Source organism: Shinella sp. 20P9.1.1, assembly GCF_057798995.1.
On sequence record NZ_JBYOLC010000013.1, the window covers coordinates 137246 to 162652 of the forward strand.

Below are 25407 nucleotides of genomic sequence, written 5' to 3' on the forward strand. Positions count from 1 at the left end.
GCGAACAATGGCGATTGAAAAGCAGCGCAAGGCGGGGGTGAGCGGCAATCCGCTGGCACGCCGGCTTGCGGGCAAACGCCTTGCCGCCCAGACCGTTCTCTATGTCGAAGCGCTCGCCCCGCGGCTCCTGCCTGTCCTTCTGCTCGTCGCCGGCTTCCTCGCGCTGACCTGGTTCGGCTATTTCCGCTATGTGCCGGCCTGGCTGCATATCGCGACGCTCGTCGCCTTCGCGCTCGGCCTCGGCGCCCTGCTCCTGCGGCTGCGCGGGCTCGTCTGGCCCTCCACCGACAATGCCTACCGCATGCTGGAAACGCGCAATGCGCTCGCCCATCAGGCGATCCGTGTGCAGGACGACAGGCCGGCGGGCGGCGATGCCTTTGCGGAAGCGCTGTGGCGCGAGCATCAGGCCCGCATGGCGCGGCTCGTCGGTTCGCTGCATATCGGCGCGCCCGAGCCCGATATCGCCCGCCACGACCGCCATGCGCTGCGTGCCATTCCGGTGCTTCTCGTCGTCATCGCCTTTGCCTTCTCCTATTCCAATCGTGGCGGCCTGCTGACCGACGTGGTGTCCTTCCGCGCGCCGGCCGAATCGGCGCCGGATGTGCGTATCGACGCCTGGGTGACGCCGCCGGCGCATACGTCGCGTGCACCGGTCTTTCTGACCGGTAATGGACAGGGCGTTGCGGAGGAACCGGCCAAGGGCGAGATCCGCATTCCGCAGTTCAGCGAACTCACCGTGCGCGTGACCGGCGGCAGCGGCGATGAGGCGGTCAGCTATCAGGTGACGGGCGAGAAGGACGTGACGGCGATCCGTTCCGACGAAGACAAGCCGAAGGGTGAGAAGGCCGACGGCACCAAGAGCCCACCGAAGGCCGAGGTTGCGGCTGTCGCCGGCGCCAAGACCATGCACTACAAGATCCTGAAGGACGGTACGCTCAAGGTCGGTGACCGGGCCTGGACCTTCGGCGTCATTCCCGACCGCGTGCCGGAAATCGCCTTCGACGGCATTCCGAAGAAGACTGTCGCTGCTGCCCTCGAAATCAGCTTCATCGCCAAGGACGACTACGGGCTTCAGGAGGCCCGGGCGGAAATCGTGCCGGTCGAGGAAGCCAAGGATGCGCGCCCGCTCTATCCGCTGCCGGAATACCGCCTCGACCTGCCGCGCCGCAGCGCGCGTGAGGCCAAGGGCACGACGAGCCGTAACCTCTCCGAACATCCGCTCTCCGGCAAGCGCGTGAAGATCACGCTGGTCGCCAAGGATGCGGCGGGGCAGGAGGGGCGCAGCCAGCCGATCGAGATGATCCTGCCGGCCAAGACCTTCTTCGAGCCGCTTGCCGCCGCCGTTGCCGAACAGCGGCAGGTTTTCGCGCTCGACGCCAATCAGCTTCCCTTCGCGATCGCGCTCAACGAGGCGCTGACGATCCGCCCGGAAGAGACGATCCCGAACCTCACGCATTACCTGCTGCTGCAATCGGCCGCCGCGCGCATGAAGCTTGCCCGCACCGACGATCAGATGCGCGAGACGGCGGATTATCTCTGGGAGATCGCGCTCGGTATCGAAGACGGCAATCTTTCGCTTGCCGACCGGCGCCTGCGCGAGGCGCAGAAGGCGCTGTCGGAAGCGCTGGAGCGCAATGCTTCGGATGAAGAGATCGCCGGCCTGATGAAGGAACTGCGTGAGGCGATGCAGGCCTATATGCAGGAGCTTGCCAAGCAGGCGGCCAAGAATGGTCAGATGCGTGAGAACGCCCAGCAGCAGGGCCAGGTGCTGCGCCAGCAGGATCTGCAGCGCATGATGGACCAGATCGAGAATCTGGCCCGCTCCGGCGCCAAGGATCAGGCGCAGCAGATGCTCTCCGAACTCCAGCGCATGATGAACAACCTGCAGGCCGGTCGTCCGCAGCAGGGGCAGCAGGGCCAGCAGAACGACGCCATGCGCCAGCAGATGGACAAGCTCGGCCAGCTGATGCAGCAGCAGCAGAAGCTGATGGAGGAGACCTTCAAGCTCGACCAGGCTCTGCGTGATCGCCAGCAGCGCGGCGATCCGCAGCCGGGCGAGGAAGGCGAGCAGCAGCCCGGTGACAACGGTGCGGGCCAGCCCTCGACGGACCAAATGACCGCCGAACAGTTGCAGCAGGCACTAAAAAACCTCAAGGCGCAGCAGGATGGGCTCGGCAAGCAGCTTGGCGAGGTCCAGAAGGGCCTGAAGGACATGGGCCTCGATCCGGGCGAAGGTTTCGGCAAGGCAGGCCGCGAGATGAAGGGCGCCTCCGAGGCGCTTGGCGACGGTCAGGGTGAGCCCGCGGTCGGCAGCCAGGGCCGGGCGCTGGAAGCGCTGCGCCAGGGCGCACAGAGCATGATGAGCCAAATGCAGGCGATGGGCGAAGGACAGGGACCGGGCGAAGGCATGCCGCAGGCCGGCCGCAATGGCCGCGACCCGCTTGGCCGCGAGCGCAACGTCAATGGCCAGGGCCCCGATTTCGGCGGTCCGACGAAGATCCCTGAGGAAATCGACATCCAGCGCGCGCGAGAAATTCTCGACGAGATCCGCCGCCGGCTCGGCACCGGCACGTCGCCGGGCTTCGAGCGGGATTATCTGGAGCGACTGCTCGGCATTCGCTGAGTTCAGCCACGCCCGGTATCTATCGAAGGATCAGGCGGCGAGCGCCAATGCGACGGCGCGGCGGATGTCCGGCAGGCTGAAGGGCTTGCTGACGACATCGACGATCTTCTGCGAAAGGTCGTCGGCGCGTTCGCGCTGGTCGGCATAGCCGGTCATCAGCAGAATCTTGAGCGCCGGATGGGCCGCGGAGGCCTTGTGGGCAAGCTCGATGCCGTCCATGACGGGCATTCGGATATCGGAGAGCAGAAGGTCGAAGCCGCCGTCGGTGAGGGCATCGAGACCGGCCGCACCATCCGGCGCCTCGACGGTCTCATGGCCGTCCAGCCGCAAGGCGCGCGCCACGAAGATGCGCAGCGAATCCTCGTCTTCGGTGATCAGAATCTTCGCCATCGGTTCCCCTTCGGCCGTCCATCCGGCCCGTGTCCCGTGCGCATCGTCAGATGCACGACATCCAAGTGCTGCGCTGCGAACCGGTTCATTCCGACGCAGCGGCTTACCTGAAAAGACCAGACTTTCCTTGTCGATCGGTAAACGGCCGATAGGGGAAATTGGAGGCGCTTACTCCGCGTCGCCCGTCACGACGCCGACGAAGGGCAGTTCGCGGAAGGCATAGGCGACGTCCATGCCGTAGCCGACGACGAAATGATCGGGGCATTCGAAGCCGACATAATCGGCCTCAAGATCGGTCTTGCGCTTCTCGCGCTTGTCGAGCAGCACGGCGATGGTGACGTTGCGCGCGCCGCGCTCGTACATCAGTTCCTTGGCGTAGCTCAGCGTGCGACCGGATTCGAGGATATCGTCGATCAGGAGGATATCGCGACCGTGCACGTCGCTGTCGATGTCCTTGGTGACCTTGACGCCCTGCGAGACCGTGCCGGTGCCATAGCTGGAAAGCGTGATGAACTCGACTTCCGGGGCAAGGCCCGCGGCGTGCAGGGCGCGCGTCAGGTCGGCGGCGAAGATGAAGGAACCCTTGAGGACGGCGATAACCAGCAGGTCGCTCGTCGGGCCGGCGGCGATCTCAGCGGCAAGCTCTTCGTTGCGCTTGGCGATCTGCCCGGCGTCATAAAGCGTTTCGATCTTCTTTCCGCGGACAATCTGCATCGCGAGGCGGCTCCTTGGTGGCGCAGGGGCTCAACGGGCCGCGATCTGCGCAGAAACAAAGGTGCCGCTTAGCACAGTCAGTTGACCGGTGCACCCTCGGCGGCAAGCGAAACCGAGACTTTCGGTACTTTTCCGCCGCTGTGCGGTATGCGCAGCGCAAAGTGTTCGCTGGCCCCGGGGGCAAGCGTGCCCGTTTCCAGCGCCACGCGACGGTGCAGTGGCTCGCCGGCGCCCTCGAGGACGATATCGACCGCCGGCACGGCCTGCGCCGTCTCGGTGCCGTTGTGCAGGCGGCCATAGACGGCCAGAACCTTCATGCCGTTGCGGTCGTCGATGGTTGTGATGACGTCGGCGATGCGGAGCGCGGCTTCGGGGCTGCCGGTCGGCAGCGCCGCGCGCAACGCCGTCAACCCGCCGGCATAGGCGAAGACGAAGACGAAGAGTGTGGCGACGAGGCCGGCAAAGGCGCGGCCGGAGAGCAGCTGGAGACTCGCCTCACAGAGCCTCGCAACGGCCACGGCGATGCGCAGCAGCATCTGTTGTACGGTAACGGGTGCCTGTGCTGTATGTTGCGGGCGCACATTGTCGTTGGAGGTGCGAGCGGTGGCGTTGCGGATCACCACGAAATCAGCATCGACCACTTCAAGCCGAGCCGGCGCGCGGCGCGCGTGTTTTTCCACCGGCATCTTCGGTTCGGGCGGCAGGAGGTCGATCCGGCCCTTCGCCTCGCGTCTTGCTCTGAAGGCGTTCATCGCGAACTCCCCGCTTCCCGTTTCCGCGCAAAATCATCCGCGAAAAGTCGGGCATTGAATGAAATCCTTACGAAACGTAAACCATACTGGTTAATGCTTCGGAAACCTGACCGTGAAAGAGCCGCTTTCTTCTGCGACATCCGCTAGGATGGCGCCAGGCGCTCAGGCGAACGCTCTTAGAAACCGGATTGACCCTTGATTCACTTCGAAAATGTCGGACTGCGCTACGGGATGGGGCCGGAAATCCTCCGCGACCTGACCTTCGATATTCCGCGCCGGTCCTTCCAGTTCCTGACCGGCCCGTCGGGTGCCGGCAAGACGACGCTGCTGCGCCTCCTCTTCCTGTCGCTCCAGCCGACCCGCGGCATCATCCGCAGCTTCGACCGCGAAGTCTCCACCATCCCGCGCGACGAGCTGCCCATGCTGCGCCGGCGCATCGGCATCGTTTTCCAGGATTTCCGTCTGCTCGACCATCTGACGACCTATGAGAATGTCGCTCTGCCCCTGCGTGTGCGCGGCAAGGACGAATCGAGCTACAAGGCCGATGTGCTGGAGCTTCTGAAATGGGTCGGGCTCGGCGAGCGAATCAACGTGTTGCCGCCGGTTCTTTCCGGTGGTGAAAAGCAGCGCGCGGCGATTGCCCGCGCGCTCATCGACCGGCCGGAGCTGTTGCTTGCCGACGAACCGACCGGCAATGTCGATCCGCCGATGGCGCAGCGCCTGCTGAGCCTGTTCCTCGAGCTCAACCGGCTCGGCACGGCCGTCGTCATCGCGACCCACGATCTGTCTTTGATGGATCAGGTGGAGGCGCGGCGCATGATCCTCTCGCAGGGACGGCTCGACATCTATGACTGACGCCCCCCACGAGACCGCTCAGGAAGGCCAAGCCGCCCGCCGGCCGGAAATGAAGGTGCGCCCGACCGCGCCCATCGTTCCGCCGTCGAATGTCTCCGGCAATGCGCTGATGGCCGTCATCGCCATCATGGCCTTCCTCGCCTGCCTCACCTTCGGTGCGGTCAGCATGGTGCGCGCCACCGCGGCGAGCTGGCAGAGCCAGATCTCCCGCGAGATCACCATCCAGATCAAGCCCGACGACAATCTGGACATGGAGCAGGCGCTGAAGGATGTGCGCGATCTCGCACTCACCTTCTCCGGCACGCGCGACGGCACGATCGTCGACCGCGAGGCCACCGCCCGCCTGCTCGAACCCTGGCTCGGCGAGGGATTGAACCTCGACGAACTGCCGGTGCCGCGCCTCGTCATCGTGACCATCGACGAGCAGAGCCCACCGGATTTCGCCGCTATGCGCAAGGCGCTGACGGCCAAGGTCCCGCAGGCCTTCCTCGATGACCATCGCACCTGGGTCGATCGTCTCGTCGCCATGGCGCGCACGACGGCCTTCATCGGCACGGGCGTGCTGGTGCTGGTTTTCTCGGCCATGGTGCTGACGGTGGTGTTTGCAACGCGCGGTGCCCTGTCGGGCAATCGCCATATCGTCGAGGTGCTGCATTTCGTCGGCGCGGAGGCGGGTTTCGTCGCCTCGGAATTCCAGAAGCATTTTCTCAAGATCAGCCTCAAGGGCTCGATCGCCGGCGGGGCACTGGCGGCGCTGTTCTTTGCCGTTGCAGGCTTCTGGCAGGGGCGCTCTATCGCGACACCGCAGAGCGATCAGGCGACCGCGCTGTTCGGCTCCTTCTCGATGGGGCTGACAGGCTATCTCGGCATTGCCGCGACCATCGTCGTCATCGCGCTCCTGACCACGCTGACGGCCCGCTTCACCGTGATGCGGACGATCCACGAGATCGACCAGATCCGCTCCGACCCGTCGCGTACCGACCAGCTGCCCGACACATGATCTGCCGCAGCCGAACCATCGCCGTGAAACGGGCTCGCCGTTGCCGCAATCGGATTCTATGGACGGAATCATGAGCGGCTTGGAACGGGCAAAGACGGGGCCGTCGGACGGCACCCGGCCACAGGCGGAGGGGCGGCGACGCAAGGGCCCCGTCCGGATCGCCGTGCGCGTTCTGCTTGCCCTCCTCATCCTCGGCGCCGCCGTTCTGCTGGCCGGCTTCCTGCATTTCGCCGAGACGGTCGCCGCACTCGAAGCGCCGCGCGATCCGAAGGCGGATGCCATTGTCGTGCTGACCGGCGGCTACCAGCGGATCGATCACGCGATCGGGCTTCTGAAGCGCGGGGCCGGCGAGCGGCTGCTGATTTCGGGCGTCAACCCGACGACGAGCGGCAACCAGCTGCGCAAGCTTACACAGACCTCGTCGAGCCTTTTCGAATGCTGCGTCGATATCGGCTACGATGCCGTGGACACGATCGGCAATGCCAACGAGACGGCCCGCTGGATCAACGATCACCGGTTCCGCCGGGTGCTGGTCGTCACCAACAACTACCACATGCCGCGCAGCCTGCTGGAGCTGGAGGTCAGCGATCCCCAGACGCAGTTCATCGCCTATCCCGTCGTCAACACCGATCTGAGGAACGGCAACTGGCTGCGCCAGCCGGGCGTCGTGAAGGCCATGCTGTCGGAATATCTGAAATATACGCTGGCGCGCCTGCGCGCCATGGCAGGGGCACGCACCTGGTCGGGCCTTAGGGGCGATCTGGCGGGCATGTCGGGCAGCTGACTTCGGTCGACGGGAGTTTCCCCGTCCGGCAATATCGTGTAGGCGAAAACGACCGTTCCGCAGACAGGCCGCCCGATGATCGCTCTCCGCTCCGTGCTCTTCAACACCCTCTTCTACATGAACCTCATCGGACAGATGATCGTCATGACGCCGGCCTATTTCCTGCTGCCGCGCAAAAAGGCTTTCGTCATCGCGAAGAACTGGGCGCGCAGCAACCATTGGCTCTTCGCCAAGATCGTCGGCACGACCTTCGAGGTCGAGGGGATGGAGAACATTCCGCAGGGGGCCTACATCTTCGCGCCGAAGCATCAGTCCTTCTGGGATGCCTATGCGCCGCTGCCCTGGCTTGATGATCCCCTCTATATCCTGAAGCGGGAACTGACATGGATTCCGCTGTTCGGACTGTATCTGAAGAAGCAGCGCATGGTGCCGGTCGATCGCGGGGCGCGCGGCAAGGCGATGGCGGCCATGATGGCGCGCACCAGGGCCGAGATGCGCACCGGGCGCCAGCTCATCATCTATCCCGAGGGCACGCGCCGTCCGCCGGGGGCTGCCCCCGAATACAAATACGGCATCGCCCGCCTCTACCGGGACCTCAAGGTGCCTGTCGTGCCTGTCGTGATGCATCCCGGCCTGTTCTGGCCGAGGCGCACCACCCTTCGGTATCCCGGCCATTTCAAGGTGCAGATCCTGCCGGCGATCCAGCCGGGTATGGAGCCGGATGCCTTCCTCGCCCATCTCATCGACGTCATGGAAACGGCAAGCGACCGCCTGCTGGTCGAGACCGCCGAGTCGAACCCGACGCTGCCGCTGCCGCCGACGGCCGTCGCACGGCTGGCGGAGCTGAAGGCGCGGGCGGCCTGATCAGGCCGTCGCGCGGTTGATGAGCATATCCGCCTTGCGGCCGACATCCTCCAGCCAATGGTCGCGGATACCCATTTCGCGCAGATGCGCCAGCGTGTTGCGCACATAGTCGATGTTATGGCCTGACTTGCCGACGGCGGAGCTTATGGTCGTGGCGGCTTCCTCGACCGTCAGGGAGCCGGCGAACTGGTGATGGGCGCGGTCGCAGATATAGGCGAGGGTCGTGATGCGCCGTCCGTCGCCGAGCGTCGCGGGCAGGGTGCGCTCCTTGTAGACATGGGTCACCAGCTCGCGCTCGCGCAGATAGTCGGTCACGGCTTCCTGGTTTTCCAGCGCGACGCGAAAAGCGACGCCGCGGCAGGAGCCGCCGCGGTCGAGGCCCAGCACGAGCCCCGGCTTCTCCTCGGTGCCGCGATGGACCCAGGAGCGCACGCAGAGCGAGCGGCGGAAACCGAAGAGATGGGCGGGCTGCCGTTCCTCGAATTCGAATCCCGGATTCCACATCAGCGATCCGTAGCCGAACACCCAGAATTCGTTCATATCCACCGTCACGAACACCAACTCTCCGTCTGTTGCCGTTGCAAACGCAAAACCGCTTCACACTTTTGCTGCAACAGCTCTAAAAGCCGCCGCAATTGCCAGCTTTGTCGCGCAAGCGGGCAAATCACATCCGCCACCATTGGAGAACATCATGGCATCGTCAAGCCGCACGGACGCTTCTGGCGTCACGCGCAAACTGATCCGGCTCGCCGTTGCCGTCCTTGTCGTCCTGGCGCTCTATACGGGTGGGTGGTTCTATGCCGCAAGCTGGGTGAAGACGACGCTCGATCGGCAGCTTGCCGCGTCCGAACAGGGGCTGCATTCGGCCTCGTGCAGCAATCTCGACGTGCGCGGCTTCCCCTTCCGCATCGGCCTGTTTTGCGATTCCGTCGCCTTCGACGATCGGGCGACGGGCCTGTCGGCGACGTTCGGTGCGCTGCGCTCGGCCGCGCAGGTCTATCGGCCGGGACATGCGGTGCTGGAGCTCGACGGCCCCGCACAGGTGCGCATCACGCCCGATCTGGTCTTCGATGCGGACTGGGACCTGCTGCATGCCAGCGCCACGGCCTGGACCAATGGTCTCGACCATGCCTCGGTCGCCTATGACGGGCTGAAGGGCAGGCTCAACGTGCCCTCCGAGGGTATTTCGCTCGGTATTGCCGCCACCCATGGCGAAAAGCATATCCGCCGATCCGGCGAGGCGCTCGATCTTGCCGCCTCGTTCGATGCGCTCTCGCTCGATCTCGGCGACCGCGTCCTGCCGCCGCTCGATGTCGCCGTCGATATGACGATCGCCGATGCCGCCCGGTGGATTTCCACCGAGGGGCCGCCGGCCGATGCGCCGCTTGGCGCAAGTGCGGAACTGCGCCGGCTGTCGCTCGATCTCGGCGATGGCAAGGTGATGACGCTGTCCGGCCCGCTGAAGGTCGGCGATGACGGCACTCTCTCCGGCACGCTCGATCTCGACATCGCGGGTATCACCGTCTGGCGGGACCGGATTTCCGAGGCGTTTCCGGAAATTGCCGAGACGGCGGCGCGGGTTGCGCAGGCCATCAAGGGCCTGTCGAAGGGCAATGACCGGGCGGTGGTCAAGCTGAAGGTCGAGGACGGGACGGTCTATCTCGGGCTCTTCCCGATCGCCTTCATCCCGCCCTTTTGAAGTCAGCCCTTCTTGTCTTCGACCGGACGGCCGAAGTTCGGTGCGGCGGTATCCTGGCCGGCATCGATGATCGAGCGGCGAATGGCGCGGGTGCGCGTGAAGAGGTCGAAGAGCTTTTCACCGTCGCCCCAGCGGATGGCGCGCTGCAGATAGGCAAGGTCCTCCGAAAAGCGCGAGAGCATTTCGAGGATCGCGTCCTTGTTGTGCAGGCAGACGTCGCGCCACATGGTCGGGTCAGAGGCGGCCAGGCGCGTGAAATCGCGAAAACCCGAGGCCGAATATTTGATGACTTCCGATTCGGTCACCGTCTCCAGATCGTCGGCCGTGCCGACGATGTTATAGGCGATGATGTGCGGCAGGTGCGAGACGATGGCGAGCACCTTGTCGTGGTGTTCCGTATCCATCTCGTCGACCTTGGAACCCAGCGCCTCCCAGAAGGCGGCGAGCTTGCGCTTGGCGTCCTTGTCCGTGCCGTGCACGGGGGTGAGGATGCACCAGCGGCCCTGGAAAAGTTCGGCAAAGCCGGCATCGGGGCCGGAATGCTCCGTACCGGCGAGCGGATGGCCGGGAATGAAGTGCACGCCCTTGGGGATATGCGGCAGCATCTGCGCCACGACAGAGGCCTTGGTGGAGCCGACATCGGTGACGATGGCGCCTTGCTTCAGATGTGGGGCGATCTCCTCCGCCACCTTGCCCGAGGCGCCGACGGGCACCGAGACGATGACGAGGTCCGCACCTTCGACGGCCTTGCCGGCATCGTGCACATAGTCGGTGCCGAGTTCCAATTGTTGCGCGCGGTCCAGCGTCTCCTGGCTGCGGCTGGAAATCGTGACGGTCTTGGCGAGGCCCTTCGCCTTGACGGCGCGCGCGATGGAGGAGCCGATGAGGCCGATGCCGATCAATGTGATCTTGTCGAAATGTCCATCCGTCATGCGTTGTCTTCCCTTGCCGTGGTCCCGTCCGCTCTAGCGGGCAGGCCCGGCTTTGTCGAGGGGATCAGCGTTTTGCGCGGTCGCGCGTCGTCGGCACGCCCTGCGGGGCGAGCACCGGCACGAAGACGCGGCGTGAAGCGCGGGCGGCGACGGGCAGGCCCTGATAGAGCCGCTTCTGGGCCTCCACGACGATGACGCCCGAAAACATCGGCCAGAGCATGCGCCCCATCTTCTCGAAGACGCCGCGCAGCTTCAGCACGCTACGCAGTTTCGAGGGTGGGAAAAACAGCGCCTCGGCGCTGGCGCCGGGCGTGAAATTGGTCTCGCGCAGCAAAGCCGTGAGCTGGCCGCGCGAATAGGGCCGGCCCGAACCGAAAGGCGTGTGCTCCATGCGTGCCCAGACACCGCGCCGGTTCGGCACGACGATGACGAGCCGCCCGCCGGGCGCCAGCACGCGCCACAGTTCCTTCATCGTCTCGCGCGGGTTTTCGGCGAATTCCAGCGAATGCACCATCAGCACGCGATCCACCGAGGCATCCGGCAGCGGCAGTTCCTCGTCGAAGACCAGCGCCGTCGAGGAAAGCTCCGACGGCGGCCAGTTCACCGCGCCCTGGCCGGCGGGCATGAAGGCGAAGGTGCGCTCGGTATCGGCGCGGAAGCGCTCGAGATAGGGCACGGCATAACCCAGCCCGACCAGCCGCTCATCCGGCAGGCGCGCCCAGAGCGAGGCCAGCGCCATGGAGATCGAGTGATCGGCGAGGCGGCCGAGCGGCGAGTGGTAAAATTCTCTGAGGTCGACAATGTCTGCATGCATGGGGAAGATGTTAGCGATGGCCCGGTGGACTTCAAGGTCGATTGCCTTACATTCGCGCCGAACCCGAACGCCTTATGCGAGGACCAAGCCATGCCCCCGTTGGAAATCGACCTCTTTGCCTGCCGCAGCGACAATTTCGGCGTGCTGCTGCACGATCCGGTTTCCGGTGCGACGGCCAGCATCGACGCGCCGGAGGAGCAGGCGATCCTCGATGCGCTGGAACATCGCGGCTGGACGCTGAGCCATATCCTGACCACCCATCATCACAACGACCATGTCGAAGCCAATCTGGCGCTGAAGCAGCGCTTCGGCGCCGAGATCATCGGACCTGCCCAAGAGGCGCCGCGTATTCCCGGAATCGATCGCAAGGTCGATGGCGGCGACGTGTTCGAATTCGCCGGCCGGCGCGTGGAGGTCATTCTGACACCCGGCCATACGCTCGGCCATATCTGCTTCTACTTGCCGGAGGAGAAGCTGCTCTTTGCCGCCGACACGCTGTTTGCGCTCGGCTGCGGCCGGCTCTTCGAAGGCACGCCGGCGCAGATGTGGGATGCATTGAGCCGCCTGTCAAAGCTGCCGGATGATACGGTGGTCTATTTCGGGCACGAATATACGCTTTCCAATGCCCGCTTTGCCCTGACGATCGATCCGGACAATGCCGCACTGGCAAGCCGCGTCGCCGAAATCGAGAAGCAGCGCGCGGCCGGAACCTTCACCGCGCCGACGACGATCGGCCTTGAAAAGGCGACCAACCCGTTCCTGCGCGCCGCCGATCCCGCAATCCGCCGTCATCTCGGCATGGAGACCGCAGGTGATGCGGATGTCTTTGCCGAGATACGGGCGCGAAAAGACCGCTTCTAGGGATCAGGCCGCTACGGCGCGCCTGCGAAGGATCATGTCCTTGGCAGCGAGCACCGCGCCGCCGGTGACGAGCAGGCAGGCAAGGCCGATGCTCCAGGACGGTTCGGCAAAGCCGCTGAGGATCAGCACCAGCGTCGAAAGCAGCGGCGCGGCATAGCTTGCGGCCCCGAGAATCTGGATGTCGCCGTTTTTCACGCCGAAATCCCAGACATAGAAGGCGGCACCCACCGGCAGCAGGCCGAGGCCGGCGACGGCGAGCCATTCGAAGCTCGTCTGCGGCCAGACGGTGGTTTCCAGCATCAGATGGCAGATGAGCGAGAGGATGGAGGTGGCCAGGCAGAAACCGGTCACGACATCGGTCGATACGGCCTCGAAACGGCGGGTGGCGAGCGAATAGCCGGCCCAGGTGAAGGCGCAGAGGAAGGCGGCGCCATAGCCGATGAGATAGGCGCTGTCGAAATCGAAACCGTTGCGGCCGACGATGAGCGCGGTGCCGCCAAGGCCGAGCAGCGTGCCGAGCACATGGTTCCACTTCAGCGTCTCGCCGGGCAGAAGCGCCGAGCCTGTGACGATGAGCAATGGCCAGAGATAGGCGATCAGGCTCGCTTCGACGGCCGGTGCGTTGCGCAGCGCCGTGAAATAGAGGAAGTGATAGCCGAACAGGCCGAGGATGCCCGTGAGCCACACCTTTGCCGGCTGGCTGAGATTCGCGATGCGCTTAGGTCGCATCGCCAGCACGAAAAGACCGGGCAGGCTGCCGATCAGGAAGCAGATGGCCGAAAGCTGGAACGGCGGCATCTTTCCCGAGGCGGCGGTGAAGAGGGCGAGCAGCGCCCACATGAGGATCGCCGTAAAGCCGATCAGGGTTGCACGCGTCTTCAAGGCCGGTCACTCCAAGGGGCGAGACCCCCTAGGGCAATGTCATTCGCCGAAGCGCGTGGCCGAGACGGTGACAGGGCCGAGCGAGGTCGGAATCTTCACATAGACGGGAGCATATACATTTGCCCCGTCGGCCTTGGCAAACCAGATTTCCATCGTGCTCAGCTTGCGGAGATATTCCACGTCGTCGCGGCCCTTGCGATAGCCGGATTTCGGCACGAAGCGCAGGCCGCAGACGACGGCGTCGCCCGCAAAGCCCTTGGTGGAATAGGGTCTCGTGCCCTTGGAGCTGAGCTTCAGGTCCATGCGGGACTCGCCGTCGAAGATCGGCAGCGTCTTGGGGCAGACGCGGCCGCTGGCAGGAATGATGAGGCCGGAGATCGGGTCGAGAACCGCGCGCATGTCGGCCTTGGAGACGGCGACCCAGTTCTTCGGCTTCTTGCGCGGCGGCGTCATGCTGGCGGTGACGACATTGCCGTTGCGGAAGGTCACGTCGATGGCGCGGCTGCGCTTGCCGCTCTTGTAATCGACGGAATAGCTGGTGGCGTGCAGCCGGCCGTGGCTGACGACGCCGGAAACCGTCGTCGAGCCGTGCGTGCTGGAAAAAATATCGGCAAGGCCCGCAGACTGCATGCTGCCGGAAATCTTGTAGCGGTCGCCGTTGAACTGCGAGCGGAAGGTTGCGGTCGCGACCGGCAGGCCGGAGAGGCGGATGCTGTAATCCGTGCGGTGCTCGATTTCGGCCGAGGACGCGGGCACAGCACTCATCACAGTGAGAAGCGACAGGGCCGCACCCGCAATCCAACTCTGCCCGTTCATCCTGACGACTCCCATTGAGACGCTCCGCCTAATCGGCCAATGCGGCGATTCTACGCCGCGGCCCAATCCCGATATCGTTGCTATTGCCTGCAAATCATGGCTTTTGGCAACTGAATTCAGGCTGAACGGCAGGTTTGGCTTGACGCCGCTGGCGAGTGTGACTATAGAACCGCGACTTCTCAAAAAGGCCAGATGGACTGCGGCCGGTTTCGGTGCCGGAGACGTATTGTCCAGAACCAAGAAAAAATAGGTGTACCATGTCCCGTAGTTGCGAATTGACCGGCAAGGGCGTCCAGTCGGGCAACAATGTGAGCCACGCAAACAACAAGACGAAGCGCCGGTTCCTGCCGAACCTGTGCAGTGTCACGCTGATTTCCGACGCCCTCGGCCAGCGTTTCCGTCTTCGCGTTTCCGCTGCTGCTCTGCGTTCCGTCGAGCACCGCGGTGGCCTCGATGCCTTCCTCCTGAAGGCTGAAGAAAACGAACTGTCGATGCGCGCTCGTCTGCTGCGCCGCCAGATCGCCAAGAAGACCGCTGCTGCTGCCGCCTGATTTCAGGCCTTAGCCAGATCGTTTTCATTGAGGCTTGACCGGGTTCCGGGCAGGCCTCAATGCTTTGCGCTGATATCATGCAATTTCAGGCGAGGCATCGCTTCGGAATTGTCTAGAGCACTCCAACTGGTGGCATCACCCAGGATAAAAAAATGCTAGCGAACCGCATTACCCTTCTTTACGTCCTCCTGATGACGACCGTCGTCGTCGCCTCCAACGTGCTCGTGCAGTATCCGCTTTCGGGCGAGTTGCTGGGTATCAATCTCGGCGACCTCCTGACCTATGGTGCCTTCACCTATCCGGTCGCCTTCCTCATCACCGACCTCACCAACCGCCAGTTCGGCCCGCGTGTCGCACGCCGCGTCGTTGCCGCCGGTTTCCTGGTCGCCGTGGTCTTCTCCTTTGCCGTCGCCTCGCCGCGTATCGCCATTGCCTCCGGCTCGGCCTTCCTGTTCGGCCAGCTCCTGGATATCTCGGTGTTCAACCAGCTGCGCCGGCAGACCTGGTGGCGTGCGCCGCTCTTCGCCTCGCTGTTCGGCTCGGTGCTGGATACCGTGATCTTCTTCTCCTTCGCCTTCGCACCGGTCTTTTCGGCCTTCGGCCCGAACGATGCCTTCGCGATCGAATGGGCGCCGATCCTCGGTGTTCTCGCCGCGGAAGCCCCGCGCTGGATTTCCTGGGCGCTCGGTGATTTCAGCGTGAAGGTGCTCGTCGGTATCGTGATGCTGCTGCCCTATGGCGCGCTGATGAGCAAGCTGAAGCCGATGCCGGGCATCGAAAAGCCGGCCTGAGGCCTAATCGAAGTCTTGAGAATGGGAGCCGCCCGCCTCGTGCCGGCGGCTTTTATTTTGCCTGCGGCAGGCGGAATTCCAGCATCAGGTTGCGCTGGAGGATCGAGTGGTTGTCGTCGGAGACGACGACGAGGCGGATGTCGTCCTGCGCCATCGTCACAACGTCTAGGCCTTCCATATTGTCGATCTGGTGGCTGAGATCAGCATCGATCAACACCTCGCCATCGACCACCGCGCCGGGACGGATTTTGGTGCCGTCGATGCGGCGGATGCGCATGCCCACACCATCAGACAGGCGGAAGCGGCGCTCCAGCAGCAGGAGATCGCCGTTGGGCAGGAAGGCGCCGTCGGTGATGTCCCAGGGATCGTTGCGCTTCACCGCAAAGGTGCCCTTGAGCGGGCCATCGAGTACGGCGGCGAGAACATTGCCGTCGGCATCGAGGCTGCGCTCCGTGACGGTCACCAGCGTTGCGCCGAGCGGCCCGGCCTCGGGCGACATCGCCAGCGCCTCCATGCCGCGATTGCTGCGCATCTCATTGCGGGGGAATGGGAGCGGCAGGCTGCGCGAGGGGGCTACCTCCATGAAGCCCGGATCGGGATAGGCGTCGATGCGGTGGAACACCTCATAGCTGGCGAAGACTTCGCCCTTGCCGATGGCAAGTCCCTCCGCGTCCATCTGGTATTTGACGTTCTCGTCCTGCCCGGCGCTGTTGAACATCGAGCGGACCTTCAGGTCCGCAAGCCCGCTCAGCTTTCCCCCGGCATCGCGCTCGACGCGGCCGGTCAGCCAGTGACCGGTATCGAGCACGGCGACGAAAGTCTGGTGATCCTCGCGAAAGCGGATGGCCGAGACGGCGCCAAGCAGCGGGTTGGTGGAGGAGTAGCTGAGGCCGCCGAGGAATTCGAGCTTGCCGAAGAGGCGCTTGTCCGAGCCGATGGCGAATTCGGAGAAGGCGCGGCTAGAGACGGGCAGGTCGATGGTCTCGGCCGCGGCAAGGGAAATGAACGGCAGCGAGAGGGCTGCGCTGACAGCGAGGATGGAGAGGCCCCACAGGAGGCTTCCGTTGCGGCGCTTTTGCGCCCCTTCAGCCGGCACGGCGGCGGCCGGCGGGGCGGCGGGCGGTCGATTCGTCGGCAAAGAGCGAGGCGAGCTGTTCGGTCATTGCGCCGGCCAGTTCGTCCGCATCGACGATGGTGACGGCGCGGCGATAGTAGCGCGTCACGTCATGGCCGATGCCGATGGCCAGAAGCTCGACCGGCGAGCGCGTCTCGATCTGCTCGATGACGGCGCGCAGGTGTCGTTCCAGATAGTTGCCGGGGTTCACCGAGAGCGTCGAATCATCGACCGGCGCACCGTCCGAGATCATCATCAGGATACGACGCTGCTCGGGGCGGGCGAGCAGGCGGTCATGCGCCCAGATCAGCGCCTCGCCGTCGATGTTTTCCTTGAGCAGGCCCTCGCGCATCATCAGGCCGAGGTTGCGGCGCGCCCGGCGCCACGGTGCATCGGCGCTCTTGTAGATGATGTGGCGCAGGTCGTTGAGACGGCCGGGGGACTGCGGCTTGCCGCTGCCCAGCCACTTCTCGCGCGACTGGCCGCCCTTCCACGCCTTGGTGGTGAAGCCGAGAATTTCGACCTTCACGCCGCAGCGCTCCAGCGTGCGCGCGAGAATATCGGCGCAGGTGGCGGCAACGGTGATCGGCCGGCCGCGCATGGAGCCGGAATTGTCGATGAGCAGCGTCACGACCGTATCGCGGAAGGTCGTGTCCTTCTCACGCTTGAAGGAGAGCGGCTGCATCGGATCGATGACGATGCGCTGCAGGCGGGCGCTGTCGAGATAACCCTCTTCGAGGTCGAATTCCCAGGCGCGGTTCTGCTGCGCCATCAGGCGGCGCTGCAGGCGGTTGGCGAGGCGGCCGACCGCCCCTTGCAGATGGGCGAGCTGCTTGTCGAGGAAGGCGCGCAGGCGGTCGAGTTCTGCCTCGTCGCAGAGTTCTTCAGCCGTGATCGTCTCGTCGAATTCCTGGGTGAAGACGCCGTAATCGACCTTCTCGTTGAAATCGGAAAAGGGCTGGTTCGGGCGGCGGACCTCGCCGGGCTTTTCCGTCTCGTCGCCATCGTCGTCGACGAGGTCGTCGTCGGAAATCTCCGCGCCATCCATCTCGCCTTCGTCCATCTGCTCGTCGGACGTCTCGTTCTCGTCGGCGGGTGCTGAGTCGTCGCCGGCATCTTCCTGGCTGTTGTTGTCTTCCTGCTCGTCGCTGCGCGGCTGGTTCTCGTCCTCGGGCGTTTCCGAGTCGTCCGGCTCGTTTTCATCCTCACCATACTGCTCGGCGACGTTCATCGAGGCGAGCATGTTGCGCACGACGCGCGAGAAGGCCTGCTGGTCGTTGATGGCGGCCGCGAGGCCTTCCATGTCCTTGCCGGCCTTGTCGGAGATGAAATCGCGCCAGAGATCGAGCACCTGGCCGGCGGAGGCGGGCGGGGCCTGGCCGGTCAGCTTCTCGCGCACGATGAGCGCGACCGCCTCTTCGAGCGGTGCATCGGCCTGGCGGGTGATCGCGCCGAAATTGGCCTTGGCGTATTTCTCCGTCAGCATGACGTTGAGGTTCTGCGCCATGCCCTGCATGCGGTTCGAGCCGATCGCTTCGACGCGCGCCTGCTCGACGGCGTCGAAGATCGCGCGGGCATCGGCGCCCTGCGGGGACATGGTCGCGTGGATGCGGGCGTCGTGGCAGGCCTTGCGCAGCGCCATCGAATCGCCGAGGCCGCGGGTGATCGCGACTTCGGTCGGCGAGGGCCGCTTGGAGAGTTCCGGCAGGCGGATGCGCTCGCCGGTCATGCCGGGCCGTTCGTTGGCGAAGGAAACCTCCACCTCGCCGTCGCCGGCCACGGCGCGAACGCAACCGCTCACCGCACGGCGGAACGGCTCCATGTCGACCACGCCGCCCGGTCTCGGCTTCGAATTGTCACCGCGAGCTGCCATGCGCTTTACCGGGCCTCAGGCCGTCGCCTCCAGGACGATGTTGGCGGCACTTTCCTTCAGCTCGATGCCGAAGGCGCGCTGGTAGAGTTCGGCGACCAGCGTGCGTTCCAGTTCGTCGCACTTGTTGAGGAAGGTGACGCGGAAGGCGAAGGCGATGTCGCCGAAGATCTCGGCGTTCTCGGCCCAGGTGATGACCGTACGCGGGCTCATGACCGTCGACAGGTCGCCGTTGATGAAGGCGGCGCGGGTGAGATCGGCGACGCGCACCATGCGCGAGATCGTGTCGCGGCCTTCCTTGCCGGCGGAAAGGCGCTTGACCTTGGCGGCGACGATGCTGACTTCATGGTCGTGCGGCAGGTAGTTCAGCGTGGTGACGATCGACCAGCGGTCCATCTGTGCCTGGTTGATCTGCTGCGTGCCGTGGTAGAGGCCCGTCGTATCGCCAAGGCCGACCGTGTTGGCGGTCGCGAACAGGCGGAAGGCGGGGTGCGGGCGGATGACGCGGCTCTGGTCGAGCAGCGTCAGGCGGCCGGCGGATTCCAGCACGCGCTGGATGACGAACATCACGTCCGGGCGGCCAGCATCGTATTCGTCGAAGACGAGCGCGACATTGTGCTGGTAGGCCCAGGGCAGGATGCCGTCCTTGAACTCGGTGACCTGCAGGCCGTCCTTGACGACGATGGCGTCCTTGCCGACGAGGTCGATACGGCTGACATGGCTGTCGAGGTTGACGCGCACGCAGGGCCAGTTGAGGCGGGCGGCGACCTGCTCGATATGGGTCGACTTGCCCGTGCCGTGGTAACCGGACACCATGACGCGGCGGTTATGGGCAAAGCCGGCGAGAATGGCCAGCGTCGTTTCCCGGTCGAACAGGTAGTCCGGGTCGAGGTCCGGCACATAGGCGTCCGCCTTGGAATAGGCCGGGACACGCAGGTCCGTATCAATGCCGAAAACCTCCCGGACAGATACAGTCGTATCGGGGAGGTTGGAAATATCGAGATCCATCTTGCTCATCACGTCTCCGCGGGCGGCGGGTTCTCCTCCACCCCAATACCTTAGTGCTCGCCGACCATGCCTTTTGCTTGACCGCAGAAGGACGATACCGGGCGATTCCGCCCGGCCGCCGAATGCTCTAGCAGAAGCCGGCCTGCTTTAACAATTGATATGCTTGGATGACCGCGCGAAAACGCTCCTCCGAGCCTCTATCTCCGCCATTTGCATCCGGGTGATGCTTTTTGACAAGTGTTTTGTAAGCGGTCTTGATGTCGTCGCCTGTCGCATTGGCCGAAAGGCCGAGCGTGTCGAAGGCCTTGGCCTCCAGCGTCTTCAGCTTTCGCGCCCGCGGTTCCATCTGCGGGCGGCGGCCCTTGCCCTCGTTGAAAAGGCCGAAGGGATCGCGGATGCGCTGATTTGCCCCGGCCGTGCCGGAGCGCGCCGAACCCTGCGCCGGTCCGTTTTTGGCAGCCTTGTTGACGCCGATCGTCCAGGTCGGGCGGTGGCCGGTGATGGCCTCCTTCTGATAACGCGCGATCTCGCCGTCGGAGAGGCCAGAGAAGTAGTTGTAGCCCTTGTTGTATTCCTTGACGTGCTCGAAGCAGAACATGAAATACTGGCCGTCGGCATTGCGGCCGACGGGGGCGCGGTGTTTGGCGCTTTCCTCGCAGCCATCCCACTGACAGGTCGGCGCGGAGCGTTCGGGACGCTCCACGCGCCGCTTCGTGCGGATGCGGTCGAAGTATTTGGAATCGAGTTTCATGGCGCACATTATGGGGGTGCGAAGAGACCGCCACAAGAATTGACAAAGCGGATTGTTGCTGGCTTTGTGAAACTATTTTGTTGCGTTGCGGCGCGTGATTTTCCGGCCGCCGAAAGTTCGCTCATGTCCATGAAATCCAGCATTACCGGGAAGCTCGAAGCGGCCTTTTCGCCTGATAGGCTCGAGGTCATCAACGAGAGCCACCTGCATGCCGGCCACAAGCCGGAGTTCGACGGCGAGGGCGAGACGCATATGCGCGTGCGCATCGTCGCCTCCGCCTTCGTCGGCATGGGCCGGGTGGCGCGGCATCGGGCGATCAACGATCTGGTGAAGGCGGAATTCGATGCCGGGCTGCATGCCCTTGCCGTCGAAGTCGCAGCACCCGGCGAGCCGATACGCTGGTGATCAGGGTTTCGGCGGCTCGGGTTCGACCGGGCGGATGCGCAGCTTGGTGATGCGGTTCTTCACGCGCTTCATGACGATGAAGCGCTTGCCGTGGAAGGTGAAGGCCTGGCGCTCCTCGGGGATCGATTTCGATTCGTGGATGACGAGGCCGGCAATGGTCGTCGCCTCCTCGTCCGGCAGGGCCCAGCCGAAGGCGCGGTTGAGATCGCGGATCGCCACGCTGCCATCGACGACGAGCGACCCGTCCGCCTCGCGGCGCACGCCCTGCAGGTCGATGGCCGTCTCGTCCGAGGTGTCGCCGACGATTTCCTTCAAAATATCCTGAAGCGTCACGACGCCCTGCACCTCGCCATATTCGTCCACCACGGTTGCGAAATGCTCCTGCCGGCGCAGGAAGGCGGCGAGCTGTTCCTTCAGCGTCGTCGTATCCGGCACGAACCAGGGTTTTTGCGCGACCTTGGTGATATCGAGGTTCTTCGGCTCGACGCCCGGTTCCGCAAGTGCGCGCAAAAGATCCTTGGCGTGCACGACACCGACGATATTGTCGACCGAGCCTGCCCAGAGCGGCATGCGCGTATAGGGGCTTTCCAGTACGGCCTTGACGATCTCCTCCGGCGGATCGTCGGCATCGAGACCGCGCATGGTCGTGCGGTGGATCATGATGTCGGAGACTTCGAGCGCGTCGAGATCGAGCATGCCGAGCAGTTTTTCACGGTCCGGCTTTGCTGCGGCACTTTCGGCCTGCCGGCGCTCCCCCTCCGCCTCGCGCGCTTCCTGATGCGTGCGCCACAGCGTGGCAAGCGGCACCCGGACCCGGACCCGGAAAAGCAGGATGGCAAGCGGGATCAGGACGAGAACGACTGATATCAGCAGCCACGGGAAGGGAGCGAGTGCTGCGGGCGCTTCGACGGTCATTTCGGCAGCTTTTCCTTCAGGAAAGCGACGACTTCGGATTGCGGCACATCATCGGCAACGAAGGACTGGCCGACACCGTGCGTCAGGATGAAGGTGAGTTTTCCGCCCTTCACCTTCTTGTCCTGCGCGATGGCGTCCATCAGTTTTTCCGCCGGCGGCAGACCACCGGGAATCTCGTCCATCGTGGTCGGCAGGCCGACCTCGCGCAGATGTTTTTCGACGCGCTTGCCGTCATCTGGGCTGCAAAGGTTCATGCGGGCGGAGAACTGGTGGGCGAGCACCATGCCGATCGACACGCCCTCGCCATGCACGAGGCGGGCGCTGTCATACTGTGTGGCGGCTTCCAGCGCGTGGCCGAAGGTGTGCCCGAGATTGAGCAAAGCGCGCTGGCCGTTTTCCCGCTCGTCGGCGGCGACCACGTCGGCCTTCGCCTGGCAGCTCGTGGCGATGGCATCGATGCGCGCCTCACCGCCGGCAAAGACCGCCTGCCAGTTCTGTTCGAGCCAGGCGAAGAAGTCCGGCTTGTCGATCAGCCCGTATTTGGCGACTTCGGCATAGCCGGCGCGGAATTCGCGCGGCGAGAGCGTGTCGAGTACGTCGGTATCGGCCAGAACCAGGTCGGGCTGATGGAAGACGCCGATGAGGTTCTTGCCGTGCGGCGAGTTGATGCCCGTCTTGCCGCCGACGGAGGAATCGACCTGCGCCAGAAGCGAGGTCGGCACCTGGATGAACCGCGAGCCGCGGCGTGCGATGCCGGCGGCAAAGCCGGTGAGGTCGCCGATGACGCCGCCGCCGAGCGCCACGACGGCGTCATTGCGCTCGATGCGGGCGGCGAGCACGCTGTCGCAGACGCTGATGAGATGCTCGAAGCTCTTGGTCTTCTCGCCGGCCGGCAGCACGAGCGAGACGGCATCAATGCCCTCCACCTTCAACGCGGCCAGGAAATTGTCGAGATAGATCGGCGCCACGTTCTCATCGGTGACGACGGCGATCTTGCGGCCCTTGAGGCGGCTGGCGATCTCGCGGCCGGCGGCGGCGATCAGGCCGGGGCCGATCAGGATGTCGTAGGAGCGGTCGGCAAGCTCGACCCGCACGGTGCGGCGCGCGGTGGCAGAAGCGGTCATGGTCATCTCGTCAGGGTTTGCGGGTGGCGGTGATGGCGGTCAGCACCTCCTCCACCATGGTTTCCTTCTTCACGTCGCGCGACATCACGGTGAGATCGGCTTCCGCATAGACCGGATAGCGGGCGTTCATGAGGTTTTCGAGTGTCTGGCGCGGGTTTTCCGTCTTGAGCAGGGGGCGGGTGTCGCGCTTGTTGACGCGTTCCCAGAGCACGTCAAGATCGGCCTTCAGCCAGACGGTGAGCCCGCCGCGCTTGATGTGCTTGCGGGTGTTGTCATTGATGTAGGCGCCGCCGCCGGTCGACACGACGCGCGGGCCGGAACGCAAGAGGCGCTTGATGACGCGGGTCTCCAGCGCGCGGAACTCGGCCTCGCCGTAAGCCGCGAACAGGTCGGTGATCGACATGCGCGAGACGCGCTCGATCTCATGGTCGGAATCGACGAAGGGAATGCCGAGCGCCTGCGCCGTCATGCGGCCGATCGCCGATTTTCCCGCACCCATCAGGCCGATCAGCACGAGGTTGCGTTTGCCGAGCGCGGCACGGGCCTCACTTGCAAGCGTGGGGGCAAGTGCGGGAGGGGCCTGGTCGGTCGGCTCTGTCATTGGTGTTTCCGGGGTTTCGTCCCTTTCCGTATCGACAAAAGCACCGGAAGCGTCAAGTCTGCCGCAGCCTTCATCCCGGATGTCAGCGGATGCCCGGCCTTGCGCTCGACGGGCGGCGAGGCAATATAAACGGCATCCGCCCCGGAGAATGCCATGCCCACCCTGTTCCGTTTCCTGTTCTTCTGCGCCGTGATCGTCGGGTCGGTCTATGGCGTGATGATGGCGCTGGTGACCTTCGTCGAGCCGACGGAGCGCGAGGTGACGATCCGCATTCCCTCCGAACGGGTGAACCCGCAGCCATGAGGGATCCGTCCGGGCTTCAGGTGGAATCCTTCCTCGAAATGATGAGCGCCGAGCGGGGGGCAGCGGTGAACACGCTGCAATCTTACGAACGCGACCTCGAGGATGCGAAATCCTTCCTCAACGAGCGCAATGTGCGTCTCACCGAGGCGATGCCGGATGACCTGCGCGCCTATCTCGGCCATCTCGCCAAACAGGGTTTTGCCGCCTCCTCGCAGGCGCGGCGTCTCTCGGCGCTCCGGCAGTTCTTCAAGTTCCTCTACGGCGAGGGCCTGCGCGGCGACGATCCCACGGGCATTCTCGATGCGCCCAAGAAAGGGCGTTCGCTGCCGAAGACCTTGAGCGTCGATGATGTCACCCGCCTCATTTCACGGGCGGAGACGGAGGCGGCCGAGCCGGGCGGCAATCTTCTGATGAAACGGCGCATGCACCTGCTGGTCGAATTGCTCTATGCGACCGGCATGCGCGTCAGCGAGCTCGTCTCGCTGCCGGCGAGCGTTCTCGCGCAGACCGGGCGCTTCCTCGTCGTGAAGGGCAAGGGCAACAAGGAGCGGCTGGTGCCGCTGTCGCGCGCTGCGGTGTCCGCCATGGAGGCCTATGGCGAGGTGCTGGCGGCCGAGATCGGCGACGATCCGGCGAAGGGTGCGTTCCTGTTCCCGTCCGAAGGCAAGGAAGGCTTCCTGGCGCGGCAGGTCTTCGCCCGCGACCTCAAGGCGCTGGCGGGCCGGGCGGGAATTCGCGCCGCGACGCTGTCGCCGCATGTCCTTCGCCATGCTTTTGCCAGCCACCTGCTCCAGAACGGCGCGGACCTGCGCGCCGTACAGGAACTGCTGGGGCATTCGGACATTTCGACGACACAAATCTATACGCATGTGCTGGAAGAACGGCTCCACCAGCTCGTTCAGACCCATCACCCTCTTGCCAAACAGGCAAAAAAACCGGATTAGGACCCTTCGCTGGCGGCTGGCCGCATTTTGGCCGACACCCGCCCGGCGCGGTTTGAGCAAACGATCGGAAACGCATCTCATGCACAACTACCTCGATTTCGAAAAGCCCATCTCGGATCTCGAAGGCAAGATCCACGAGCTGAAGAAGCTCAAGGAAGAAGATGAGAGCATCGACACGTCTGATGAGGTCGGCCGGCTGGAAGTGCGCGCCCGCGAGGCGATGGCCGACATCTATTCCAAGCTGAGCCCCTGGCAGAAGACGCAGGTCGCGCGCCACCCGCAGCGCCCGCACTTCCTCGATTATGCGCGCCAGCTCTTCGAAGAGTTCACGCCGCTCGCCGGCGACCGCAAGTTCGCCGAGGACGAGGCGATCCAGGCCGGCCTCGGCCGCTTCCGCGGCGAAGCCGTCGCCATCATCGGCCAGGAAAAGGGCAACGACACCAAGTCGCGCCTCAAGCACAATTTCGGCAGCGCCCGTCCGGAAGGCTACCGCAAGGCGATCCGCGTCATGGAAATGGCCGACCGCTTCGGCCTGCCGGTCATCACGTTGATCGATACGGCCGGCGCCTATCCGGGCATCGGCGCGGAAGAGCGCGGCCAGGCGGAGGCCATTGCACGCTCCACGGAAATGTGTCTCAACATCCGCGTGCCGATCGTCTCGGTCGTGCTGGGCGAGGGCGGCTCGGGCGGCGCGATCGCCATCGCCACCGGCGACCGCGTCTATATGCTGGAGCACGCGATCTACAGCGTGATCTCGCCGGAAGGTGCTGCATCCATCCTCTGGCGCGATTCCACCCGCGCCAAGGAAGCCGCGAGCAACATGAAGATCACGTCGGAGGACCTGAAGGCCTTCGGCATCATCGACGGCATCATTCAGGAGCCTGTCGGCGGCGCACATCGCGATCCCGCCGCCGTGATCGGCCGCACCGGCGACGTCATCGCGGCAGCGCTGAAGGAACTCTCGGCCAAGCCGGGCGACCAGTTGCGCAAGGATCGCCGCCAGCGCTACCTGAACATCGGCCGCCAGCTCTGAGACGATATTTC

The 25407-nt window shown here is 64.6% G+C and carries 27 protein-coding genes and 1 pseudogene; 13 read left to right on the forward strand and 15 right to left on the reverse strand.

Features of this window, described 5'->3' with window-relative positions:
• Positions 1–7: 7 nt before the first annotated feature.
• The gene (locus AC27VQ_RS21310; protein WP_488717861.1) at positions 8–2623 is read left to right on the forward strand and encodes a TIGR02302 family protein; all 2616 of its coding nucleotides are present in this window, start codon (positions 8–10) and stop codon (positions 2621–2623) included.
• Between the two features lie 30 nt (positions 2624–2653).
• On the opposite strand, the gene AC27VQ_RS21315 is transcribed toward AC27VQ_RS21310, so the two are convergent.
• The 3 genes from AC27VQ_RS21315 to AC27VQ_RS21325 form a co-directional block, all read right to left on the reverse strand.
• Positions 2654–3013: a response regulator gene (locus tag AC27VQ_RS21315; protein WP_117371897.1), complete on the reverse strand. Its 360-nt coding sequence runs from the start codon at positions 3011–3013 to the stop codon at positions 2654–2656.
• A 168-nt stretch (positions 3014–3181) separates the two neighbouring features.
• Complete coding sequence (hpt, locus tag AC27VQ_RS21320; protein ID WP_488717862.1) at positions 3182–3727, reverse strand: hypoxanthine phosphoribosyltransferase; 546 nt, start codon at positions 3725–3727, stop codon at positions 3182–3184.
• Positions 3728–3804: 77 nt separating this feature from the next.
• A complete protein-coding gene (locus tag AC27VQ_RS21325) occupies positions 3805–4479 on the reverse strand; it encodes a hypothetical protein (protein ID WP_488717863.1) in 675 nt (224 codons plus the stop codon).
• A gap of 195 nt (positions 4480–4674) precedes the next feature.
• Here AC27VQ_RS21325 and ftsE point away from each other — a divergent pair, with 195 nt between their 5' ends.
• The 4 genes from ftsE (at position 4675) to AC27VQ_RS21345 (ending at position 7982) form a co-directional block, all read left to right on the forward strand.
• Positions 4675–5334, forward strand: a complete 660-nt coding sequence (gene ftsE / locus AC27VQ_RS21330; protein ID WP_117371900.1) for a cell division ATP-binding protein FtsE — start codon at positions 4675–4677, stop codon at positions 5332–5334.
• Entirely contained in the window at positions 5327–6334 is a 1008-nt protein-coding gene (locus AC27VQ_RS21335) for a cell division protein FtsX (RefSeq protein ID WP_488717864.1), read from the forward strand. Before ftsE ends, AC27VQ_RS21335 begins: the two co-directional genes overlap by 8 nt.
• A 70-nt stretch (positions 6335–6404) precedes the next feature.
• Entirely contained in the window at positions 6405–7118 is a 714-nt protein-coding gene (locus tag AC27VQ_RS21340) for a YdcF family protein (RefSeq protein WP_488717865.1), read from the forward strand.
• A 75-nt stretch (positions 7119–7193) separates the two neighbouring features.
• The gene (locus AC27VQ_RS21345) at positions 7194–7982 is read left to right on the forward strand and encodes a lysophospholipid acyltransferase family protein (RefSeq protein WP_488717866.1); all 789 of its coding nucleotides are present in this window, start codon (positions 7194–7196) and stop codon (positions 7980–7982) included.
• Here the strand turns inward: AC27VQ_RS21345 and AC27VQ_RS21350 are convergent, their stop codons facing one another.
• Positions 7983–8534 (reverse strand): gamma-glutamylcyclotransferase, encoded by a 552-nt coding sequence (locus AC27VQ_RS21350; protein ID WP_488717867.1) that lies wholly within the window; start codon positions 8532–8534, stop codon positions 7983–7985. It lies immediately after the preceding gene.
• A 139-nt stretch (positions 8535–8673) separates the two neighbouring features.
• Here AC27VQ_RS21350 and AC27VQ_RS21355 point away from each other — a divergent pair, with 139 nt between their 5' ends.
• Positions 8674–9681, forward strand: coding sequence for a DUF2125 domain-containing protein (locus AC27VQ_RS21355; RefSeq protein WP_488717868.1), 1008 nt, complete (start codon positions 8674–8676; stop codon positions 9679–9681).
• Positions 9682–9683: 2 nt separating this feature from the next.
• On the opposite strand, the gene AC27VQ_RS21360 is transcribed toward AC27VQ_RS21355, so the two are convergent.
• Together AC27VQ_RS21360 and AC27VQ_RS21365 are read right to left on the reverse strand one after the other, a co-directional pair.
• Positions 9684–10613, reverse strand: coding sequence for a prephenate/arogenate dehydrogenase family protein (locus tag AC27VQ_RS21360; RefSeq protein WP_488717869.1), 930 nt, complete (start codon positions 10611–10613; stop codon positions 9684–9686).
• 64 nt (positions 10614–10677) lie between these two features.
• A complete protein-coding gene (locus tag AC27VQ_RS21365) occupies positions 10678–11427 on the reverse strand; it encodes a class I SAM-dependent methyltransferase (RefSeq protein WP_421579853.1) in 750 nt (249 codons plus the stop codon).
• 90 nt (positions 11428–11517) lie between these two features.
• On the opposite strand from AC27VQ_RS21365, the gene gloB reads away from it, so the two are divergent.
• On the forward strand, positions 11518–12288 hold the full coding sequence (gloB, locus tag AC27VQ_RS21370) for a hydroxyacylglutathione hydrolase (RefSeq protein WP_488717870.1): 771 nt from the start codon (positions 11518–11520) through the stop codon (positions 12286–12288).
• Positions 12289–12291: 3 nt separating this feature from the next.
• On the opposite strand, the gene yddG is transcribed toward gloB, so the two are convergent.
• Together yddG and AC27VQ_RS21380 are read right to left on the reverse strand one after the other, a co-directional pair.
• On the reverse strand, positions 12292–13170 hold the full coding sequence (gene yddG, locus AC27VQ_RS21375; protein WP_488717871.1) for an aromatic amino acid exporter YddG: 879 nt from the start codon (positions 13168–13170) through the stop codon (positions 12292–12294).
• A 39-nt stretch (positions 13171–13209) separates the two neighbouring features.
• On the reverse strand, positions 13210–13935 hold the full coding sequence (locus tag AC27VQ_RS21380) for a DUF3108 domain-containing protein (RefSeq protein ID WP_488717889.1): 726 nt from the start codon (positions 13933–13935) through the stop codon (positions 13210–13212).
• 308 nt (positions 13936–14243) lie between these two features.
• Between AC27VQ_RS21380 and rpmB the strand changes: the two genes are divergently transcribed.
• Both rpmB and AC27VQ_RS21390 read left to right on the forward strand, forming a co-directional pair.
• Positions 14244–14537 (forward strand): 50S ribosomal protein L28, encoded by a 294-nt coding sequence (rpmB, locus tag AC27VQ_RS21385; RefSeq protein WP_244764018.1) that lies wholly within the window; start codon positions 14244–14246, stop codon positions 14535–14537.
• 152 nt (positions 14538–14689) lie between these two features.
• A complete protein-coding gene (locus AC27VQ_RS21390) occupies positions 14690–15328 on the forward strand; it encodes a VUT family protein (protein WP_488717872.1) in 639 nt (212 codons plus the stop codon).
• Between the two features lie 52 nt (positions 15329–15380).
• Here AC27VQ_RS21390 and AC27VQ_RS21395 read toward each other — a convergent pair whose 3' ends face one another.
• The 4 genes from AC27VQ_RS21395 to AC27VQ_RS21410 all read right to left on the reverse strand — a co-directional run bounded on the left by AC27VQ_RS21395 (position 15381) and on the right by AC27VQ_RS21410 (position 20080).
• Positions 15381–16367, reverse strand: coding sequence for an esterase-like activity of phytase family protein (locus tag AC27VQ_RS21395; protein WP_488717890.1), 987 nt, complete (start codon positions 16365–16367; stop codon positions 15381–15383).
• A 46-nt stretch (positions 16368–16413) separates the two neighbouring features.
• On the reverse strand, positions 16414–18315 hold the full coding sequence (cobT, locus tag AC27VQ_RS21400; RefSeq protein WP_421592648.1) for a cobaltochelatase subunit CobT: 1902 nt from the start codon (positions 18313–18315) through the stop codon (positions 16414–16416).
• A gap of 15 nt (positions 18316–18330) precedes the next feature.
• Positions 18331–19329 carry a cobaltochelatase subunit CobS gene (gene cobS / locus AC27VQ_RS21405; RefSeq protein ID WP_421592647.1) on the reverse strand — a complete coding sequence of 333 codons (999 nt, stop codon included), beginning with the start codon at positions 19327–19329 and terminating at the stop codon, positions 18331–18333.
• Between the two features lie 118 nt (positions 19330–19447).
• Entirely contained in the window at positions 19448–20080 is a 633-nt protein-coding gene (locus AC27VQ_RS21410; RefSeq protein ID WP_313522198.1) for a J domain-containing protein, read from the reverse strand.
• A gap of 114 nt (positions 20081–20194) precedes the next feature.
• On the opposite strand from AC27VQ_RS21410, the gene AC27VQ_RS21415 reads away from it, so the two are divergent.
• Positions 20195–20476 carry a BolA family protein gene (locus AC27VQ_RS21415; protein WP_488717873.1) on the forward strand — a complete coding sequence of 94 codons (282 nt, stop codon included), beginning with the start codon at positions 20195–20197 and terminating at the stop codon, positions 20474–20476.
• Here the strand turns inward: AC27VQ_RS21415 and AC27VQ_RS21420 are convergent.
• The 3 genes and pseudogenes from AC27VQ_RS21420 to AC27VQ_RS21430 form a co-directional block, all read right to left on the reverse strand.
• Positions 20477–21199, reverse strand: a pseudogene (locus AC27VQ_RS21420) (transporter associated domain-containing protein); the annotation flags it as partial.
• A 188-nt stretch (positions 21200–21387) separates the two neighbouring features.
• Positions 21388–22515, reverse strand: coding sequence for a 3-dehydroquinate synthase (gene aroB / locus AC27VQ_RS21425; protein WP_488717874.1), 1128 nt, complete (start codon positions 22513–22515; stop codon positions 21388–21390).
• A 10-nt stretch (positions 22516–22525) separates the two neighbouring features.
• Positions 22526–23116, reverse strand: coding sequence for a shikimate kinase (locus AC27VQ_RS21430; RefSeq protein ID WP_313522204.1), 591 nt, complete (start codon positions 23114–23116; stop codon positions 22526–22528).
• Positions 23117–23269: 153 nt separating this feature from the next.
• Between AC27VQ_RS21430 and AC27VQ_RS21435 the strand changes: the two genes are divergently transcribed.
• From AC27VQ_RS21435 to AC27VQ_RS21445, 3 genes are all read left to right on the forward strand, one after another.
• Positions 23270–23419: a hypothetical protein gene (locus AC27VQ_RS21435; protein ID WP_488717875.1), complete on the forward strand. Its 150-nt coding sequence runs from the start codon at positions 23270–23272 to the stop codon at positions 23417–23419.
• Entirely contained in the window at positions 23416–24363 is a 948-nt protein-coding gene (xerD, locus tag AC27VQ_RS21440) for a site-specific tyrosine recombinase XerD (RefSeq protein WP_488717876.1), read from the forward strand. The genes AC27VQ_RS21435 and xerD overlap by 4 nt, the downstream gene beginning before the upstream one ends.
• Positions 24364–24442: 79 nt before the next feature.
• Positions 24443–25396, forward strand: a complete 954-nt coding sequence (locus AC27VQ_RS21445; protein ID WP_244764027.1) for an acetyl-CoA carboxylase carboxyltransferase subunit alpha — start codon at positions 24443–24445, stop codon at positions 25394–25396.
• The last annotated feature ends 11 nt before the right edge of the window (positions 25397–25407 follow it).

What these genes read in the sequence shown, in the direction of transcription:
- AC27VQ_RS21310 (WP_488717861.1), top strand. Translation starts at nt 8, where the DNA reads ATGGCGATTGAAAAGCAGCGCAAGGCGGGGGTGAGCGGCAATCCGCTG.
- AC27VQ_RS21315 (WP_117371897.1), bottom strand. Translation starts at nt 3,013, where the DNA reads ATGGCGAAGATTCTGATCACCGAAGACGAGGATTCGCTGCGCATCTTC.
- hpt (WP_488717862.1), bottom strand. Translation starts at nt 3,727, where the DNA reads ATGCAGATTGTCCGCGGAAAGAAGATCGAAACGCTTTATGACGCCGGG.
- AC27VQ_RS21325 (WP_488717863.1), bottom strand. Translation starts at nt 4,479, where the DNA reads ATGAACGCCTTCAGAGCAAGACGCGAGGCGAAGGGCCGGATCGACCTC.
- AC27VQ_RS21335 (WP_488717864.1), top strand. Translation starts at nt 5,327, where the DNA reads ATGACTGACGCCCCCCACGAGACCGCTCAGGAAGGCCAAGCCGCCCGC.
- AC27VQ_RS21340 (WP_488717865.1), top strand. Translation starts at nt 6,405, where the DNA reads ATGAGCGGCTTGGAACGGGCAAAGACGGGGCCGTCGGACGGCACCCGG.
- AC27VQ_RS21345 (WP_488717866.1), top strand. Translation starts at nt 7,194, where the DNA reads ATGATCGCTCTCCGCTCCGTGCTCTTCAACACCCTCTTCTACATGAAC.
- AC27VQ_RS21355 (WP_488717868.1), top strand. Translation starts at nt 8,674, where the DNA reads ATGGCATCGTCAAGCCGCACGGACGCTTCTGGCGTCACGCGCAAACTG.
- AC27VQ_RS21360 (WP_488717869.1), bottom strand. Translation starts at nt 10,613, where the DNA reads ATGACGGATGGACATTTCGACAAGATCACATTGATCGGCATCGGCCTC.
- AC27VQ_RS21365 (WP_421579853.1), bottom strand. Translation starts at nt 11,427, where the DNA reads ATGCATGCAGACATTGTCGACCTCAGAGAATTTTACCACTCGCCGCTC.
- gloB (WP_488717870.1), top strand. Translation starts at nt 11,518, where the DNA reads ATGCCCCCGTTGGAAATCGACCTCTTTGCCTGCCGCAGCGACAATTTC.
- AC27VQ_RS21380 (WP_488717889.1), bottom strand. Translation starts at nt 13,935, where the DNA reads ATGAGTGCTGTGCCCGCGTCCTCGGCCGAAATCGAGCACCGCACGGAT.
- rpmB (WP_244764018.1), top strand. Translation starts at nt 14,244, where the DNA reads ATGTCCCGTAGTTGCGAATTGACCGGCAAGGGCGTCCAGTCGGGCAAC.
- AC27VQ_RS21390 (WP_488717872.1), top strand. Translation starts at nt 14,690, where the DNA reads ATGCTAGCGAACCGCATTACCCTTCTTTACGTCCTCCTGATGACGACC.
- cobT (WP_421592648.1), bottom strand. Translation starts at nt 18,315, where the DNA reads ATGGCAGCTCGCGGTGACAATTCGAAGCCGAGACCGGGCGGCGTGGTC.
- cobS (WP_421592647.1), bottom strand. Translation starts at nt 19,329, where the DNA reads ATGAGCAAGATGGATCTCGATATTTCCAACCTCCCCGATACGACTGTA.
- AC27VQ_RS21410 (WP_313522198.1), bottom strand. Translation starts at nt 20,080, where the DNA reads ATGTGCGCCATGAAACTCGATTCCAAATACTTCGACCGCATCCGCACG.
- AC27VQ_RS21415 (WP_488717873.1), top strand. Translation starts at nt 20,195, where the DNA reads ATGTCCATGAAATCCAGCATTACCGGGAAGCTCGAAGCGGCCTTTTCG.
- aroB (WP_488717874.1), bottom strand. Translation starts at nt 22,515, where the DNA reads ATGACCGCTTCTGCCACCGCGCGCCGCACCGTGCGGGTCGAGCTTGCC.
- AC27VQ_RS21430 (WP_313522204.1), bottom strand. Translation starts at nt 23,116, where the DNA reads ATGACAGAGCCGACCGACCAGGCCCCTCCCGCACTTGCCCCCACGCTT.
- AC27VQ_RS21435 (WP_488717875.1), top strand. Translation starts at nt 23,270, where the DNA reads ATGCCCACCCTGTTCCGTTTCCTGTTCTTCTGCGCCGTGATCGTCGGG.
- xerD (WP_488717876.1), top strand. Translation starts at nt 23,416, where the DNA reads ATGAGGGATCCGTCCGGGCTTCAGGTGGAATCCTTCCTCGAAATGATG.
- AC27VQ_RS21445 (WP_244764027.1), top strand. Translation starts at nt 24,443, where the DNA reads ATGCACAACTACCTCGATTTCGAAAAGCCCATCTCGGATCTCGAAGGC.